Annotated in this window: 17 protein-coding genes; 10 read left to right on the top strand and 7 right to left on the bottom strand. The window is 49.1% G+C overall.

Going from position 1 to position 18219, the window contains the following annotated elements:
• Positions 1-100: 100 nt before the first annotated feature.
• Positions 101-2305: an OsmC domain/YcaO domain-containing protein gene (locus ACOTSW_RS16215; RefSeq protein ID WP_423680117.1), complete on the bottom strand. Its 2205-nt coding sequence runs from the start codon at positions 2303-2305 to the stop codon at positions 101-103.
• A gap of 257 nt (positions 2306-2562) precedes the next feature.
• A complete protein-coding gene (locus tag ACOTSW_RS16210) occupies positions 2563-3687 on the bottom strand; it encodes a GGDEF domain-containing protein (protein WP_423680115.1) in 1125 nt (374 codons plus the stop codon).
• Between the two features lie 345 nt (positions 3688-4032).
• Here ACOTSW_RS16210 and ACOTSW_RS16205 point away from each other — a divergent pair, with 345 nt between their 5' ends.
• On the top strand, positions 4033-4968 hold the full coding sequence (locus ACOTSW_RS16205) for a phytanoyl-CoA dioxygenase family protein (protein ID WP_423680114.1): 936 nt from the start codon (positions 4033-4035) through the stop codon (positions 4966-4968).
• Between the two features lie 105 nt (positions 4969-5073).
• On the opposite strand, the gene ACOTSW_RS16200 is transcribed toward ACOTSW_RS16205, so the two are convergent.
• Positions 5074-6444 (bottom strand): DUF4157 domain-containing protein, encoded by a 1371-nt coding sequence (locus tag ACOTSW_RS16200; protein WP_423680112.1) that lies wholly within the window; start codon positions 6442-6444, stop codon positions 5074-5076.
• 362 nt (positions 6445-6806) lie between these two features.
• On the opposite strand from ACOTSW_RS16200, the gene ACOTSW_RS16195 reads away from it, so the two are divergent.
• On the top strand, positions 6807-8459 hold the full coding sequence (locus ACOTSW_RS16195) for a DUF4157 domain-containing protein (protein ID WP_423680111.1): 1653 nt from the start codon (positions 6807-6809) through the stop codon (positions 8457-8459).
• A 167-nt stretch (positions 8460-8626) separates the two neighbouring features.
• On the opposite strand, the gene ACOTSW_RS16190 is transcribed toward ACOTSW_RS16195, so the two are convergent.
• Positions 8627-8812, bottom strand: a complete 186-nt coding sequence (locus ACOTSW_RS16190; protein WP_423680109.1) for a hypothetical protein — start codon at positions 8810-8812, stop codon at positions 8627-8629.
• Positions 8813-8939: 127 nt separating this feature from the next.
• Between ACOTSW_RS16190 and ACOTSW_RS16185 the strand changes: the two genes are divergently transcribed.
• From ACOTSW_RS16185 to ACOTSW_RS16165, 5 genes are all read left to right on the top strand, one after another.
• Complete coding sequence (locus ACOTSW_RS16185) at positions 8940-10400, top strand: aminoacyl-histidine dipeptidase (RefSeq protein WP_423680108.1); 1461 nt, start codon at positions 8940-8942, stop codon at positions 10398-10400.
• Between the two features lie 402 nt (positions 10401-10802).
• Positions 10803-11156 carry a hypothetical protein gene (locus tag ACOTSW_RS16180; protein ID WP_423680106.1) on the top strand — a complete coding sequence of 118 codons (354 nt, stop codon included), beginning with the start codon at positions 10803-10805 and terminating at the stop codon, positions 11154-11156.
• 254 nt (positions 11157-11410) lie between these two features.
• Positions 11411-11785 (top strand): glutathione S-transferase N-terminal domain-containing protein, encoded by a 375-nt coding sequence (locus ACOTSW_RS16175; RefSeq protein WP_423680105.1) that lies wholly within the window; start codon positions 11411-11413, stop codon positions 11783-11785.
• 126 nt (positions 11786-11911) lie between these two features.
• Positions 11912-12340 (top strand): YeeE/YedE family protein, encoded by a 429-nt coding sequence (locus ACOTSW_RS16170; RefSeq protein ID WP_423682353.1) that lies wholly within the window; start codon positions 11912-11914, stop codon positions 12338-12340.
• 13 nt (positions 12341-12353) lie between these two features.
• On the top strand, positions 12354-12779 hold the full coding sequence (locus ACOTSW_RS16165; protein WP_423680104.1) for a DUF6691 family protein: 426 nt from the start codon (positions 12354-12356) through the stop codon (positions 12777-12779).
• Between the two features lie 160 nt (positions 12780-12939).
• On the opposite strand, the gene ACOTSW_RS16160 is transcribed toward ACOTSW_RS16165, so the two are convergent.
• On the bottom strand, positions 12940-13374 hold the full coding sequence (locus ACOTSW_RS16160; RefSeq protein WP_186885037.1) for an Hsp20/alpha crystallin family protein: 435 nt from the start codon (positions 13372-13374) through the stop codon (positions 12940-12942).
• 343 nt (positions 13375-13717) lie between these two features.
• Between ACOTSW_RS16160 and ACOTSW_RS16155 the strand changes: the two genes are divergently transcribed.
• Positions 13718-14191: a hypothetical protein gene (locus ACOTSW_RS16155; RefSeq protein WP_423682352.1), complete on the top strand. Its 474-nt coding sequence runs from the start codon at positions 13718-13720 to the stop codon at positions 14189-14191.
• A 248-nt stretch (positions 14192-14439) separates the two neighbouring features.
• Here the strand turns inward: ACOTSW_RS16155 and ACOTSW_RS16150 are convergent, their stop codons facing one another.
• Together ACOTSW_RS16150 and ACOTSW_RS16145 are read right to left on the bottom strand one after the other, a co-directional pair.
• Positions 14440-15072, bottom strand: a complete 633-nt coding sequence (locus tag ACOTSW_RS16150) for a glycine zipper 2TM domain-containing protein (protein WP_423680102.1) — start codon at positions 15070-15072, stop codon at positions 14440-14442.
• Positions 15073-15278: 206 nt separating this feature from the next.
• Complete coding sequence (locus ACOTSW_RS16145) at positions 15279-15854, bottom strand: outer membrane beta-barrel protein (protein WP_423680101.1); 576 nt, start codon at positions 15852-15854, stop codon at positions 15279-15281.
• Between the two features lie 473 nt (positions 15855-16327).
• On the opposite strand from ACOTSW_RS16145, the gene ACOTSW_RS16140 reads away from it, so the two are divergent.
• Positions 16328-17599 carry an MFS transporter gene (locus ACOTSW_RS16140; RefSeq protein WP_423680100.1) on the top strand — a complete coding sequence of 424 codons (1272 nt, stop codon included), beginning with the start codon at positions 16328-16330 and terminating at the stop codon, positions 17597-17599.
• 136 nt (positions 17600-17735) lie between these two features.
• Positions 17736-18206 (top strand): hypothetical protein, encoded by a 471-nt coding sequence (locus tag ACOTSW_RS16135; protein WP_423680099.1) that lies wholly within the window; start codon positions 17736-17738, stop codon positions 18204-18206.
• The last annotated feature ends 13 nt before the right edge of the window (positions 18207-18219 follow it).

Genomic DNA, 18219 nt, shown 5'->3' with positions numbered 1-18219 from the left:
CAAAGACTCGATTATTTTTTAAAAATTTCCTTCCGACTTTTAACATTTTCATGTTGTCGAAAGCAAAATACGTAGCCACGTGTCTTTCGTAGCAAAAAAATTAGCTGGATTTCTCAGCAAATCTGCTCCGCGCCACGTGCAATTTTTTATAGCTGTCAATCAAACGCTGGTGACGCTCAAGCCCTTCCAGCTTCATGCTCGTCGGCGTTAAGCCGTAAAAGCGCACGCTGCCATTGACCGATCCGATTGCTGCATCCATACGTTCATTGCCAAACATGCGGCGGAAATTGGCTTCGTAATCAGCCAGCTCTAAGTCGTCATCCAGCGTGACTTCGAGCGCCACGTTCAGCGCCTGATAAAACAGACCGCGTTCGACGCTGTTGTCGTTGTATTGCAGGAAGGCTTGCGTCAAATCCTGCGCATCGTCGAGTTGCTCTAAGGCGAGATGAATCAGCAGCTTTAATTCCAGCACGGTGAGTTGTCCCCACACCGTATTCTCATCAAATTCGATGCCAATCAGGGTGGCGATATCGCTGTAATCGTCGAGCTCATTATTCTCTAAACGATCAAGCAAGTCTTCAAGTGCATCGTCATCAAGCTGATGTAAATTCAGAATATCTTTGCGGAACAATAGAGCTTTGTTGGTGTTATCCCAGATCAGATCTTCGACGGGGTAGACTTCTGAATAACCCGGCACCAGGATGCGGCAAGCGGTGGCGCCTAACTGGTCGTACACCGCCACGTAGGATTCTTTGCCCATATCTGCAAGGATACCGAACAAGGTCGCGGCTTCGTCGGCATTCGAGTTTTCGCCGTGACCTGAGAAATCCCATTCCACAAATTCGTAGTCGGCTTTGGCACTGAAAAAGCGCCATGACACGACGCCACTGGAGTCGATGAAGTGTTCAACAAAGTTATTCGGCTCCGTCACCGCCTGACTGACGAAAGTCGGTTGCGGTAAATCATTCAGGCCTTCAAAACTGCGACCTTGCAGCAACTCGGTCAGGCTGCGTTCCAGCGCAACTTCAAAGCTCGGATGCGCGCCAAACGAAGCAAATACGCCACCGGTGCGCGGGTTCATCAGGGTCACGCACATTACCGGATATTGCCCGCCAAGCGAAGCGTCTTTGACCAGCACTGGAAAGCCTTGTTCTTCCAAACCATGTATGCCAGCCAGGATGCCGGGATACTTTGCCAATACATCTTGCGGCACATCAGGCAAGGCGATTTCGCCTTCGATAATTTCGCGTTTGACAGCGCGTTCAAAAATCTCTGACAAACATTGCACCTTTGCTTCGGCCAGAGTATTTCCCGCACTCATGCCGTTGCTGGCGAACAGGTTTTCGATCAGGTTTGATGGGAAATAAACGGTCGCGCCATCGGATTGACGCACGAATGGTAATGAGCAAATACCGCGTTCGCTGTTACCGGAATTGGTATCGATCAGATGCGAGCCACGCAGTTCTTTATCGGGGTTGTAAATCGCCAGAGTGTAGGCATCCAGTATCTCTTTTGGCAGCGCATCTTTTTTGCCCGGCTTGAACCACTTTTCATTCGGGTAATGCACGAAATCTGCATTCGCAATATCTTCACCCCAGAACGAACCGGCGTAAAAATGATTATTGCTCAAGCGCTCAATGTATTCGCCCAATGCCGATGCCAAGGCGCTTTCTTTGGTCGCGCCTTTGCCATTGGTAAAGCACATCGGTGAATGCGCATCGCGGATATGCAAAGACCACACATTCGGAATGATATTGCGCCACGACGCGATTTCGATTTTGATGCCGAGACCCGCCAACAAACCGGACATATTCGCGATGGTTTGCTCTAAGGGCAAGTCTTTACCGAGAATATAGGTCGCCGCATCCGCATCTGGATTTAAGGTCAGCAAAGCTTGTGCGTCGGCATCGAGACTCTCGACTTCTTCGATCACAAATTGCGGACCTTCCTGCACGACCTTTTTGACGGTGCAACGTTCAATCGAGCGCAGAATACCCTGACGATCCTTTTCAGAAATATCGGCGGGCAATTCAACCTGAATTTTGAAAATTTGCGCGTAGCGGTTTTCCGGGTCAACGATATTATTTTGCGACAGGCGGATATTCTCAGTCGGAATATTGCGCGTGTTGCAGTACAACTTCACGAAGTACGCCGCGCACAATGCCGATGAAGCCAGAAAGTAATCGAAAGGCCCGGGCGCTGAGCCATCGCCTTTATAGCGGATAGGCTGATCAGCGATCACCGTGAAATCATCGAACTTGGCTTCGAGGCGAAGCTTATCGAGAAAGTTGACTTTAATTTCCATGAGGAGTGTTCCAAAAAAGCGGCTGAAAGCGCATTAAAAGTAAATCAGGCGCCATTATCCGTTCTTTTAGGGCGGTACGCACTGTGTACTCGTCATCCCCTTGCAATCCGGGTATCTTCGGGACAAAGTCATGACTTGTAATGACAGACAGCAAACCTGTTGTTACGGCCTTAGCGTATACCGGCTCCAGCTTCAAAGAATGCAGACGCAGCCTTCCTGAGATCAAGCTCCGGAAAAAACTGAATGATTAAACTGGGTTATGAGGCAGAAGAAGTGGCGTTATCAGCAGGAATGATGTCGTCCGTTTCGATACGGTCACGCCCATTATTCTTTGCGCGATACAGAGCAGCATCGGCCCGAACCAGTAAGTGATCCAAATCATCATCCGCACTGGCATTGCTGGCAATACCTATACTGAGGGTACAAAGTGGTAAATCAGTTTGCGCATGTTTCAGCGTTGTCTGAATACGTATTGCTATCTGGCGGGCTTCTGCCTGCGTCGTTCCCGGTAATACTACGACAAACTCTTCACCACCAAAACGGGCCATCCGGTCACACGCACGCAACAGCAGACAGGATTTTTCTACAATAAACACCAGCACCTGATCGCCGACGGCATGACCATACTGATCATTGACGCGTTTAAAGTGATCCAGATCTATCGCCAGCACCGTCACTGGAAAGTCTGTCTGGCGGGCGTGTAATTGCAATTGCGCATAATAGGCAACACAACCACGACGGTTGAGCACCCCTGTCAAAGGATCTTCAATTGCACGTTGCTCAAGTACGTCCTTTAAACGACGTGACGCCATGACGAGAAAAACGACGCTTAACAACTGCACCAGTATTGTCGAGGTTGCGAGATAAGTCGTTGTCAGATTACTGGTCTTCAGCAAATTCACGCTCGTACCGCCGAATACCAGAGCAAAACCACCGCGCAACAAAGTCAGAGTAGCGTGAACCAGTAACAGCGCCATAAAAAAATAGCTACTGAAATGCCTTTCGCCGTACAGCCAGACGAGCCGTATCAGTGCGCAGTACATACCAAAAGCAGTCAGCGAATAAATCGCCACACGTATGCTGAAATTGGGCGTCACCACCAACCACCACAGCAAGCCTGCGATGGTGATGCTCCATATAAGCAGAAACAGACGCCAGGTCGGTTTCTGACCGTAGAACAACTGGGTGCCAATCAGAGTCATTCCCTGTCCCCACAGCATCGCGCCATTGAATCCGGGAATCGCAATGTATTCGCTGAGTATCCCTTGCGTCGCAAGTATGGGCAGCGCTATCAATGTCATTAATTGCGCCCACGCCCAATGTCCCACTCCCTGCACTTCCGACTTAAAAGTACGATGCACCGAAAACATGATAGTGCTCATACCTATGCATATGAACGCGCTCATCAAGACTAAGGTGTATAAATCCAGTGGTTTCATCGTGCTCTTATCAATGGAAACAGGCTGTCGTTTTTGTGGGCGCAATTATAGTGGATAAGACTCACAAAATTTCCTTAATGCAATTTCTTTATTGATCAACCTCCCGCGTCTTCAGCATGGATGACTTCAGTTGTACAACAACAGCAGGACCTTCAGAACGCCCGGCACTGCAAAAAGTAGCTGACGCATATGCATCTTTTTTGCATCATTGATCATGCCGATTTACACTGGTCTTCTGAGCAAAAATTCTCATAAATAGCACTTAGAAATTCATGACGAAGGAAATCCATGCAAGACTGGTCTGTATTGAAAACGCTCTGGGAGCGCCATTGCGACCCGGCTTATAAAACGAGTGCGCGCGAATCCGTCAAATGGGAACAACAGATCCAAGCCTTATACGCCAATCAGATCGCACATCCGGTTGCACTCAGATTTCTTCTGCAAGAACGTCCGACTCTGGAAGAATTCCACGACTGGATCGCGTATACCAGCAAGCAGTATGTGTTCACCGAAGACAAGACGGATACTGATGACAATAACTATCGTCTTTCAGCCGAACAACTTACCTTCTGGCAGGAAAACGGTTACCTGATTTTACCCAATATCATCGACAGCGCGGCGTGTACTGCCAGTTGCGATGCAATCTGGGAATACACAGGTGCGACGCAGCAAGATCCGTCAAGCTGGTATCAGCCGCAATGCATACAACATGGTCTGATGCTGCCCTTCTACAATCATCCGCAGTTAAACAACAATCGCGCATCAAAACGTATACGCGCTGCCTATGCACAGCTCTACGGTAACGACTCACTCTACAAAACGATAGATCACGTCAGTTTCAATCCGCCGGAAACAGAGCATTTTTCTTTTCGCGGCAGCGCCCTGCACTGGGATGTCAGTATCGCGCAGCCTATACCGGAACGCTATCAGGGATTACTGTATTTAACAGATTGCGGCGAAACCGATGGGGCCTTTCATTGCGTGCCTGGTTTTCACCACCAGATCAGAGACTGGCTGGGACAATTCAGCCCAGCAGACAATATCCGGCAAATTGCAGCAGAAACCCTGAGGCCGCGCGCGGTACCTGGCAAGGCGGGCGACTTCCTCATCTGGCATCAGGCCCTGCCCCATTGTGCAACCCCGAATCACGGACTGACACCGCGTATGGTGCAGTATCTGACTTATGTTCCGACAAATCATGTGGAACACAGTGTCTGGATGTGAGGTTGGGCAACTTGTGATTTTTTTTGGGCGTTTGTTCTTTGGATGGGGCTTACGGCACATGCCCGGCCTAAAATTAAAAAGACTTTATCGGGCTCTCTTGCGCAATTACTTTGCTACGCTATCAATTCTGGAGATTCCTTTCAGGGACAACGTATTCGTTCTGACCTTGCCGAGCAAAGTTGCTTTTTGCGACTCTTCGGAAATATTGTAGGCGCCTTTAAACCAATCTTTCCATGTACACCATAAATTTCTGAAGGTGATAGAAAATCTGTGCGTTTCATTCTCATCAATTTCAAATTTCGTTGAGTCTTTAATTGTCCCTATATTGTTCCTTACCCATAAAAATCTCGCACCTTCGCCGGCCAACTTGGTAATCGCATCCGACTTGTGCTCTCCGCCCTCCTCTACCACCGTCAGTAGGCTTTTATCTGGCTGTGACTGGTCATGCTGACTTTTATAGCTCTTCATTTTGTTCGCTTTTTCTGTTCCCAACTCTGCCTTTTCGCCTTTGCGATACGACATCGCCTCAACAAAAGTTCGCCCATATTGACCAGGACTATTAACAACCCCTTCTTCAACGCCATTGACGTAGCCATCTAAGCACGCAGAGTGTTGATACATGAGGCAAACATAGTTATTGTCACCGTACTCCTGAACATGCCCATGGGTGAATGGATCTATCGTCTTTATGTCAGGCTTGTTCATATCTTTAGCTGCCACGGTATAACCACCATTTTTTGCTACGACATCTCTTACTTCTTTCATGGTGTTCCCTGCCACCTGTGCAATCGCAGTTAATGCCTGCGCTTTGCTCTCGACCACTTCTGGCTCTTCATTCCCACCGTGCAGCTTTGCGTCTAATTTGCTTACCTGATCAACGACGGAAAAGGTATCTCCCGTAACATGTAATCCAAGTTTGTTGTAATCACCGACCGCATCAATTTCTTTTAACTGTACCGCCTTAGCCTGTAATGCCTTCGCCCCCATCACATCCGCTTCTGTTTCCAGCCCCGCATCATCATTGACCGGTGTGCCCTCTTTCATTTGCATCGTCGGCCTCACACGTCCCTGGGCTTGCTGAACGACATGCCAGGCTTCATGTGGTAAGTGTTGTTCCTGCCCCGGTGCAACGTGAATATCACTGCCTTGTGCATAAGCGAGTGCATTCAGTTGGGCGGGCTGGGATGAGTTGTAATGCACCTTCACATGATCCATGCTCATACCGGAGAGAGATTCGATTCCGGATTTGAGTTGATCCGGCAGGCCGGTATTGTTAGGTCTGGCAGTGACCTGCTCCTGCCTTTGTATGGTGTCGAATTTTCCTTGCAGCAGTTCGTCTTCTTCAACCCGTTGCAATGCGTCAAATCTGCCTTGAAGGGTCGCTGTCCCTGACATAGCCTTTGTTTGGTTTGTCAATTTTTCCTGCATCACTTTAAGTTGCAAAGCTGAATGACTGGAATCTGCCTTTTCTTGCAAGCGTTGCAGCGTTCGCTGCTGTGGCCTTACGTCCGTCATCTGAGCCGCACTCTCATGCCTGAGTTGCGTCGTTTTTGTCTGTTTCCCGGGGAATGTTTGCTCTGCTGCTATTGATGAACGTAAGTGCATCGTAAATCCTTTCGTTTGAACATGATCTGATTGCGCAACGTCTTCTGAAATTCTTGCATCACGACTGATTCACCTGGCCGGATAGCACTGCGGAACTTCATCATCAACACGACAAATTATGCATTACCAATGTATGCTTATTTCGCTAAAATTTCCAAAATATTTACATTTAAGCTACTTTTTAGCTAATATCATCATTTTCCTCACAGCATCTCCACGAAGCGAGGTCAATCATGAATTCCGCAGCGCCATTGCAGCAAACGGGGGCCGACTCACAATCCGAAGTAAGGAGCAAACCTCGTCAACTCAGACTGAACTCAGCAGCACCTGGTCGTGAAACACACAATAAGTTTGCTGACTCAAGGCCACAAGCGGCTATCCAACGTCGCCTGCAAGACACAGCCGCTGATAGCGCGCAATCTGCTCAATTGCGAGCCCTGCAGCGCATGGCCGCAGCAAGCGAACGCGCGGTGCAACTCAAAAAAATGGACTCAACAGCGAGCGGAGCAACACTGCAAAGAGTCGAAGATGAAGAACCCTTACAAGCAAAGTTCACAACGGCGCAACGCGTGGAAGAGGATGAACCGCTGCAAGGCAAATTCAACACCGCACAGCGGGTGGAAGAAGATGAGCCTCTGCAAAATAAGCTGATGACTGCACAAAGAGTCGAAGACGAAGAACTGTTACAAGCGAAATTCCTGCCTGTGCAACGGGTTGAAGAAGACGAACTGCTGCAAGGAAAATTCGACACCATACAAAGGCAGGAGCAGGTCACTGCCAGACCTAACAATACCGGCCTGCCGGATCAACTCAAATCCGGAATCGAATCTCTCTCCGGTATGAGCATGGATCATGTGAAGGTGCATTACAACTCATCCCAGCCCGCCCAACTGAATGCACTCGCTTATGCACAAGGCAGTGATATTCACGTTGCACCGGGGCAGGAACAACACTTACCACATGAAGCCTGGCATGTCGTTCAGCAAGCCCAGGGACGTGTGAGGCCGACGATGCAAATGAAAGAGGGCATACCGGTCAATGATGATGCGGGGCTGGAAACAGAAGCGGATGTGATGGGGGCGAAGGCATTAAAGATTGGCCCGAGTCAAATGGCCGGTAACCATGAAAGTCAAAACAATACACAACTAAAACAATGCAGAGCTGGTTATTTTAGTCCATCCACCACCGTCCAATTATTATCAGAAAAAAACTTTATAGCTCAGAATATAAGTTATCACGTCGGTGGGGGGCATTACCGCCAACAACGGGTTGGCGATCAAATGGAGGCGTGGATTGATCCACAAGCCCCGATGCAAGGATCCACTCCAGACACAGGTATTGGTGGAATTTACTTACGATATGGAGGATTTACTAAAGGTCACCTTCTGAACGCACGATTAGGAGGTGAAGGTGCAGAGTACAATCTGTTCCCGATTACTCCTTCTATGAATGCAATTCACGCAGGAGTTGAAAGTCACGTAAAGTGGATGGTCATGAATCTCGGTACAGAACAAACGATTGGTAATGCAAACGCTATGGGGAGACGTGTGCATTACAGAGTTCACGCAGGAGGACTACCGGCAGGAAATCAATTTACTGGAGCGGCTCATGTTAGAGGCTGTAATTTCACGGTGCAGGCAGCTTATACCGATGCCCTCGGGGTCTTAGATGATCCTAATGCGCCCGGAGCATTGAATACGGTAGTCATGGATCAGGATGGTAGCGTGAACGAGGAACTGGTTAACGCAGGATACGGATTAGATCCCGTCACCCATGCAACTGCAGGATACACACTAGCAGCACTGCCTGGCCCACCAGTTTACCCAGCAATGACCCACAATGTAATGCATGCCGGAGTTATTGTTGGTCAAGCAGCACTCCCTTGATTTGGTATTGTTATTCGACTGCACTTTGGCATCCGGTAATTTTCCTGTTTCAGACGTATAAATGCAGACGACAATGCCCGGATTTTTTCTTTGTTATCTCTGTCACCGGAGATTCGTCATTTATACGGGGATTTACCGGATGCTGCTTCCGGTACAGAGAAACAGATTTAGCGATGATTAAACTCACGCCGGTAAGCAGTATGAATTTCACCATACTCCTTCCGCTCCTCAGGCAATATCTGGTAACCAATAATCAAATTCATCAAGGTCAGATCAGGCATTTCCCAACCACTGCTGAGGACTGACTGAAACGTCTTTATTTTGCCGTTCTCATCGATCATCCACTTCAGCATCATGTCATCCTGCATCAACTAGCGCAGCGCTACAGAGCATAAAGCCAACATCAGATGAGAATGGTGCCTATGTTAAACTTTTGCCCTCAGCCGCGCGTACCAGCGCACATGGCTTCACAGGACAATCATGACAACTGCAATTCACCAACTTTTCCCTCAGCCTTTATGGCAATGGTTTGAACAAATCTGTGCGATTCCGCACCCATCTAAACACGAAGCTGCACTCAGCGAATTTATCCAGCAATGGGCAAAGCAGCGCGGCTTGCCGGTGGTGGTCGATCATGTCGGCAACCTCATCATTCGCAAGCCAGCCACTGCAGGTATGGAAGACCGTAAAACCGTCGTGATACAGGCGCATCTGGATATGGTGCCGCAGAAGAATGCCGATAAAGACCATGACTTCACGACCGACCCTATACAGCCATGGATCGATGGCGAATGGGTCAAAGCAAAGGGCACAACTTTAGGCGCCGACAACGGCATTGGTATGTCGTCTGCGTTGGCGATTCTGGGTTCAGATGATATTCGCCACGGCCCGCTGGAAGTGCTGCTGACGGTCGATGAAGAAGCTGGCATGACCGGTGCCTTTGGCTTACAGGCGGGCATGCTGGATGCCGAGATACTGATTAATACCGATTCGGAACAGGAAGGCGAAATCTACATGGGTTGCGCCGGTGGTGTCGATGCAGAAATCAGCCTTGCTTTGCAATGGCAGCCTGCGCCAGCAGAGCAGCAAGCATTCACGCTCAGTATTGCGGGTCTGAAAGGTGGCCACTCCGGTGTGAATATTCATCTGGGACGCGGCAATGCCAATAAACTGATCGCCCGCTTCCTTGCCGGACATGCAAAGGAACTCGGAATATCTTTATCTGACATCAAAGGCGGCTCGCTGCGCAATGCGATTCCACGCGAAGCGCAATGCAGCTTTACGATCAGAGCAGATCAGATCGCATTGCTGGAACAACGTGTTGTGCAATATCTGGCACTTTTGCGAGCTGAACTGGCCGTCGTAGAACCCGCATTAACACTGAGCCTGCAAAGTACTGCCTTGCCAGCACAAGTCATGCAAACTGCAACGCAGGCAACACTGATCAATCTGATCAACAGTTGCCCGAACGGCGTGATCCGTATGAGCGATGAAATCACCGGCGTCACCGAAAGCTCGCTGAATGTCGGCGTCATCAGTACCTCACAAGACAAAGTGAGCATCCTGTGCCTGATCCGTTCGCTGATCGATAGCGGTCGTGAAAATATCGAAAGCACTTTGCGATCGCTGAGTGATCTGGCCGGCGCACAAATCGCGTTTTCCGGTTGCTACCCGGGCTGGAAGCCTGATACCAGCTCAGCGGTGATGGCGATTGTCAAAGACACCTACCAAAGCATTTATCACAAAGAACCGGTGATCATGGTGATTCATGCGGGATTGGAATGTGGTCTGTTCAAAAAGCATTATCCTGAACTGGATATGGTTTCCATCGGCCCGACCATCCGTTATCCACACGGTCCCGACGAAATGGTGAATATCGAGACCGTCGGTCAATACTGGACGTTGTTACTGGCGGTACTGGAACGCATCCCGGCAAAATAATCTGCCGCAAATCTGCCGCAACAGACGCATGCCATCCACCCGGCATGCGTCTGCGTTAACTGGCATCGCTTCGTTTTTTCACCTCCTTATTGATTGTGGCTTGCAGCCGGTTTTCAGGCCAGAAGCCGCATTAAATATAGAAGACGGAGACATATCCTCCCATTGCTATTCCAGATATCTCCGGCATCTATCCCACAAATTAACCTTCCACAATCCCGCAAATCAGCCAAGCTGTTCACCTGCGGTATTGTTTTTTTGATTATTTTGCTCCCAACCCTGAGGTTGACGCTTTTTGTGCCGTTAATGTCATTAAGCGGACAGTCGATGGTTTGCGAACCGACTCTGCAATGAACCAGCAACGCGTGCTGATCGAAATACAGTTCAATTTCGCCGGAGGGATATATGCCTGTCTATCCAGTCGATGCCGCCACCGCGGTCGGCAGCACCTCAGCCATCAGCGCAGCCAGCCATGCGCAAATCGCTGCACTGCAAAGACAACTTGCCACATTACAAAAAGAGTTGACTGATGCAGAAAAAACAGCGTCGACCGAAGCATCGCAACGACAAATGCTGCAACTCAGGTTGCAAATTGCTGAAGTTGAACAAAAAATAGCCCGACTGAAATTGGAGCAGTCCCAAGCGCTCAATGAGGCGACAAACAACAGCGCCACCGCCAGTATCCAGGATACCCAGAATGCGACGCCTGCCGTACATCCGACGGAAACGCTGGGCAACCGTATCGATCAGTACATTTAATCTGCCCACAGTCGATTAAAACGATGCAGTAAGAGATCACGGCAACAACCGGCGGTGTGTCAGCGCATTTGTCTGTGCCGGATAATTCACTGCCTTAAATTTGTTGCATTGACCGCATTCCGCCCTGCCCCCCCCGCAAGAGTCAGCATCCAACTCACTCTTTTCAGCCAGTACGCCTCAGCAGATACCTGCCGTTCTGACTTACAATGACGCTCTTCTTGCTGCATGCCAGCAAACCGTCACAGAAAGAATCCATGAAGCTTTTTTTCAGATTGTTGCGGGCCATACTCGGCCCTTTCATGTTGCTCAAAGAACGTCTGAGCAGACCGCAAGGCATCGTCCGCGTTCCTCAAGACCAGGCGAAAGTCGATGCAGCCTGCCAGAAACTGGCCTTGTATCAATTCACGACCTGCCCGTTTTGTATCAAGGTTCGTCAGGAAATGCGGCGACTATCGCTCACAGTGGAATTTCGCGATGCACAAAAATCAGCACAACACCGTCAGGCTTTACTGACACAGGGCGGCAGCCCGAAAGTACCGTGTCTGCAAATCACCGATGACAAGGGCAAGGTCCGCTGGCTGTATGAATCGGGCGATATCATCCGTTATCTGCAACAGCAATTTGCCTGATTTTCCTGATGCGGCGAGCGACAGGTATAAAGTCTCAATACAGATAAGCCTTTCCAGCGATTTTGCTGCCAGCAAGCGCATCAATAAAGGGACTCCGTTTGAACCTCAGAGATGGAAAGAATAGTGATGCAGATTGCGTGGAATGAATTTACCCCGATAACGTCCTTAGCCGGCGGCGTACTGATAGGCCTGGCAGCGGTCATGCTGATGGCCGGACTGGGGCGCATTGCCGGTATCACTGGTATCGTTGCTGGCCTGTTCAGTCCGGTGCGTGGCGACTGGGCATGGCGTGCCTTGTTCACGCTGGGAATGATCGCCGCACCGCTGACTTATAGTCAATTTTCGGCGCTGCCTGAAATCACGCTGGATACGGGCTGGCTCACATTGCTGATCGCCGGTCTGCTGGTCGGCATCGGTACCCGCCTCGGCTCAGGTTGTACCAGTGGTCACGGTGTCTGCGGTCTGGCACGCATGTCGCCGCGTTCTATCGTTGCGACAGTCGCATTTATGAGCAGCGGTTTTCTGACCGTGTATGTCATACGCCACCTGCTCTGAGAGAGATGACAACATGAAAAAACTGCTCACCGCCGCATTCTGCGGCTTAATATTTGGTCTGGGTCTGATCGTCGCGGGAATGGCCAATCCGGCAAAGGTGCTCGCATTTCTTGATCTGGCCGGCGCCTGGAATCCTTCACTGGCCTTCGTCATGGGCGGTGCCATCGGCGTCGCCATCATCCCGTTCACGCTGTTACGCCGGCGTTCTCTTTCATTACTGGGAGAGCCCATGCAATTCCCGACGATCTCGGTGATCGATCTGCGTCTGGTCGGTGGCAGCCTGTTGTTTGGTATAGGCTGGGGCATGGCAGGTATTTGTCCGGGTCCAGCAGTTGTATTGCTGGGAGCGGGCATCGCCAAAGGTGCTGCATTTTTACTGGCGATGATCGTTGGTATGTTACTGGTTGACCGTTTCGATAAGAATAGAAAAGCGGACTGACAGTAAGCAGTCTGCTGAACGTAGTATCACTTTTACGCTGAATATTTCATATAAAAATAAAAAGCCTGCAAAATTGTGCAGGCTTTTTTATGGCACTCAGGCTTACTGCCCGTTACTGATAAAAGGGTAATGCCACATACGCGTGCCACCGTTAGCGAAACTATTCGATTTTGAGTTTCTGCACACCACCTGCGGGACGTTTCTTAGGTAAAGTCAGACTCAACACGCCGTTATCATATTTTGCGCTCGCCGATGCGGTATCAATTTCGACAGGCAATTGAAAACTCCGTGACACTTCGCCGAAATAGCGCTCGCTACGCAGCACTTTGTCGTCTTTCCGGCTGCTGTCTTCTTGCTTAATTTCAGCGCGCAAGGTAACGACATTGCCGTCCAGAGCAACATGGATATCGTCCTTAGGAACGCCGGGTACTTCCGCCTGCACAGTGTAAGCGCCCTCATTTTCCTGTACGTCAATCTTGATTTGTGCCGGGCTGGGAAGTGGATCACCATGCAGAGGTTTGACATAAAACGCCGGGCTCAGATCACGGAAAAAATCATCAAAGAAACCACTACCACGCGGTGTTAGTGCACCCATATTTCTCTCCTTATCATGTCGTTGCAATCGTCTTTATAAACATATCTGACACGCATGCACCTGATGCAGATTCAGGCAACACGCACCCTGATTCCATTCATAAGATAGGAATAAACTGCCAAAAAAACAAGCCCGTTTTTTTCAGATTTGATCTTCGTCAAACGTCAAATCACGGCGAGATAGCATGCGCCTTTGCTCAGGTTTTCGGCTCAGAAACGGCATCAGATCTGCCACGTTGCCGCTATGCGTGTAGGATGTCGTCTGTATTTGCTTTTACAGAGAATTTCTTTTGCAACACACTCATCTAAACACCGGCGATCACTTCGATGACGTTGAAGAGACTATGCCAGAACAAGACCAACCGATTTTTGAAGCTCGCCTGTGGCGCGATAAAGGCTGGACAGCCAAAGTCATCAAAAATGACGACGACGAAGGCTGGGCAGTGGCAATGCTGAAAGATGGTGAACCTGAACCGGCATTGGTTGGTCCCTGGACGATGGGACGCGACAAAAAAAATCCTAAACCTTTAGATGCCAACGCGTTCGGTACGCTGGTCAAAACTGCGTCAGAAGTGATCCGCCGTCATGAACAACAATTACACGCGCTGCTGCACAAGAATCTGCTGGTCAGCACGGATGATGCTGACTATAAAATCATGTTGGATATTGTGCCGGATGACGATGATCCGTATGCGTATCTGAGCGCGCGCGATGCAGATGGTGCAGAACTGGCAAAAGTGAAAGTTGCTGCGAACTATAAGCTGGACAGAAAAAACGCCTTGCGGTGGATAGAGAATGAATTTCGCCGCCCAGATTGAACGGAACCCCAAAGAGCCCACCCCAAAAAAAATCTACGACAAGCGGACGTTAAATTTTTTGCTGCTACGCTGATGTGAATCTGCACAGCAAATCGCTGGCCGGAATTTATACTGAAAATTTGTACTGAGAATTTCCGCAGTCAAATTCCATGCAATCTCTCATATCTGATGCGCCTGCCAAAGCATTTCTATGCTGGCAAGCGCATGCATATTGAGAGATGAAAACTGAATTCAACTGATCGATGGTCTTATGCCGACTGCAAACTACCATTGACAATTCTGACGCGATCACCGGATTGCCATCCTGGTTGTGCCGAAGGATGGAAAGTACGCACATGGCCATTTTCCATTTTCACCCGCACCTCATAAACGGTCGTGGTACGGGTACGTTTCTCGATAGCGTTACCGGCAAAACCACCGCCAACTGCACCCGCCACGGTTGCCAGTTTACGGCCATCGCCACCGCCAACCTGATTACCCAATACACCACCAAGTAAAGCCCCGGCAACAGCGCCAACACCGCTGCCCTGTGAAGCCTGCTGCTCAATCGCACGCACCGATTCAACGACACCGCAATTATCGCAAACAGCCAGCTTACGTTCCGCTATCGTTGTCGTGCCCGGATTATCGTAACCTCCAGAACGGTAACCCTGCTTAGCTGTGTTTTGCACAGGCTCATTTGATGGAGAAAAGGAAGTCTGGTTATTGACAGCGGCATCTTTCGTCGCCACGGCATTGGCGTTGTCCGGTACGGTCTTGCTGTTAGAGTTCGGCAATACGCCGGTCATCGCAGCAACACCAATCAGACTGACCAGCATCACAGATACTGCAGCACCGGCAACGAGTGGATGAATACGTTTATTTGTTTGATTATCTGACATAGCTCGGATCCATTAAAAAATTAAAACAGCAGTATGGATATCTCAACGAAGTATGTGTGTATGAAGTTGACCCAGCTGCTGTATCAATCGTAAGCACATGTAACAACAGCAGGTCAGTCACATCAAGAGATCACATCAGGAAAAAACATTGTTCTGCCAAGCAGCAGTCATGCCATAACGGCGACATGACTGCGTTCCGTAACGAATTAAAACGAATATTGCAAACCTACTGAAACGTTATTGACTGCTTCTTTGTCACCATTGAATTTGATTTTGCGGGTTTCAAATTCGCCACGCAAAGCCAGCTCTTTTGTCAGCTGATAACTTGCACCAAAACCAAATACGGGCTGTGTCGATGTTGTGCTGTCGTTATAGGCTCCAACACCTGCAACTGCTCCGCTGCCTTCGGCCTTGATGCTGGCCAGACCCAATTTAGCAAACCCGTTCAGTTCAGGAGTAAATGCATATTTATACAAACCTGCGACTTCAAAGCCTGTACCTTTCACGTCCGCAGATGCATTGGCGCCAGCAATGCTGGTCGTTGCAGAGATCGTCCCCAGAGAAAAATAGCTTGCTTCAACTGCAAAGTTTTTGTCGATGTTGTAACCGCTCAATAACTTGTATGTGTTTGAATTGGTACTGCATGAAACGACATTTTTACAATCATCATTCCAATGCGCTTTACCGACAGTGCCACCGACATACACTTGTGCGGATGCAGCTGCACTCAGCATAAAACCAACGGTAGCAATCATTCCAACAACTAATTTTTTATTCAGCATTATGTGACTCCTCAGGTTATCCAACGTCTTAACATTCAATGCTACACAATGACTATGTAGCTCAGCCTCAGCACAGCAAGATGTGCTTAAAGTGTGGCTGCAGTCTGGCAGCGGGAAAAAAATTTTTAAATGAAAATTCTGATAGTCTTCCGAGATGAAACAGCAAGTACCGGAATCTGACACCTTTCAATTCGTTACAAAAGGCTGGGCAAACGACATCAACACTCATCAGCCAGCGGATGAGTGCATCCATCATATAGAGTGCGACAGGCGCTTACTTTCACGGCGTCACCCCAGGAAATCAGTGGCTATCGCTGATTTCCGAAACATCTGTCGCCATATTCTGATCAGTGACAGCGTACAATGACGGCTTAGTCAGGCACCGCTGCATAGAGCCGTGCCACACATCCTGCCCTTCTGAAAAAGAATTTCTGCCAGGCTGAAATCCTTGACTCAAAGTTGCACCTCTTTGTATGCATAACAAGAAATTTAACTCGCTGGCCAATTCGTATTTAATCTACGTGGGTGTCGCTATCGCTTCCGGCGGTGTCGCTTTGTACACGCCACTGATCGTTTCAGAAACAGGAAAAAATTTTTCCGGTTTCTGGGCTGCCTCCATCCTGTTTGGCTTGAATCTGGGCCGCGTCATAGGCTCGTTTGCAGGTAGCCGGTTTTCACGTGCAGTCAATCATCCGCTCATGGTTTGTGGGAATATTTTTCTCGAAGGGATTGCGCTGTATTGCATGGCATTCCTGCAGCAAGCGTGGGCGCTCGCACTGTTTGCGGTACTCGCCGGATTCGGCAGCGGGCTGTCGTTTCCCGGCTTAAAAAATTATCTGCTGAAACTCCGTGATCTCGACCAGTCTTCCTTGTTCAGCCGCCTCGCCTTTGCGATAAGAATGGGGCTGGTCAGCGGTTATCTGCTGGCCAGCTGGGTGCCGCATGAAAGTTTGCGCCTGGTATTTCTGATCGTTCTGATCACCTTCATTGCTTACGGCATTTTTATGCTGATTGCGATGCGGGCAATTTCCAAACACGAAAAAGAATATCTGACCATGCACACAGCGACGGTACAGCAAGAAATACAAGCAGGCGAATTAAAGACAAATTCCATCAATAAAAACATCGCTGCGGCAAATCACCGGGCACATGAATTACCAATTTTGTTCTATCTTTCAAACGCCATGTTCTGGTGTTTTGCAATACAACCGATGATAGGATTCAGCCTGTATATTCCTAAATTCACACCGGATATTCCGGTATCGACACCATTCTGGATATCTGCGCTGGTAATCATCTTTTTTCAGATTCCGATTTCGAAACGTGCGATCAGAATCAGAGATCATTTCCGTTTTTTACAAATTGGCTACGCCTGTCTTTTTCTGAGTTTCTTGCTGATGTTTGTTTTCACGCGCTCTTCTTCTGCTGTGATCACATCTGCGATATTACTGTCGTTCGGACAAGTATTTTACGGTCCTTCATTAGACGTGCTGACCGCACGTTTTGCCGATAAAACCAGCGCTGATACCGGAAAACTGATGTCGAAACAGATGCTGTATCAGAGCATGGGGAATATGGTAGGCAGTCTGACCGGCGGGATACTGTTCGACCTGTCGCAACATTTCAACAGCCCTCGTCTCAACTGGTTATTGCTGGCGATTGCCAGTGTGATCATGGTGATACTGAGTAAAAGTAAAATTCCCCGGCTGTATCGTCAGGCTGGAAATATGCAATCGTCAACATGAGGAAAAATTGTTACCAGCAGGAACAAAAAAATAGTATTGTCAGTTCTTTTGAAACCTATTCCGATAGTTAACGATTGTTTTCACCCGATCATCGCCATTCGACATTAAAATCGTGGCTGGCAACACAGGTGAAATCATGAAGATACACTGCGAATGGGAAATCAGCAAAGTGCGCAACGTGGTCGTGCGGGCTTTTGCAGGCAGTTTTAATGAACAGGGCTTTAATGCCATGTTTGAAGAATTTAAGAAAATCGCGCCGGTCGGGGCTCCCTGGGCAAGTATGGCACAGGGAGAATACTGGGAAATGGCACCCGCAGCTGCCCTGCAGTCTTATACGCATATGCGTGAATGGGCAATTGCGCATGGCTGCCAATGTATTGCGTTCGTCTGTCCAAGCCGGTTTCATCTGGACATCGTGAAACGTAATGCCGGTGTTGTTCCTGGCGATGATCTTTATGTCTGCGCCACAACTGAAGAGGCTTGTGCGTGGCTGACTGCCAAAGGCTTCCCATTCTCTATCGACGATTTTCAACATCATGCGTTTTTAGAAAAAGCGAAAAGAAGACTGGAGAATGACCCGACCAGCACCTTCTTCAGGGTAGCGTAGCGCCTGCTCCACT

Source organism: Undibacterium sp. WLHG33 (assembly GCF_049544815.1).
Classification (GTDB): domain Bacteria; phylum Pseudomonadota; class Gammaproteobacteria; order Burkholderiales; family Burkholderiaceae_D; genus Undibacterium.
This window is presented reverse-complemented; position numbering and strand designations above follow the sequence as displayed.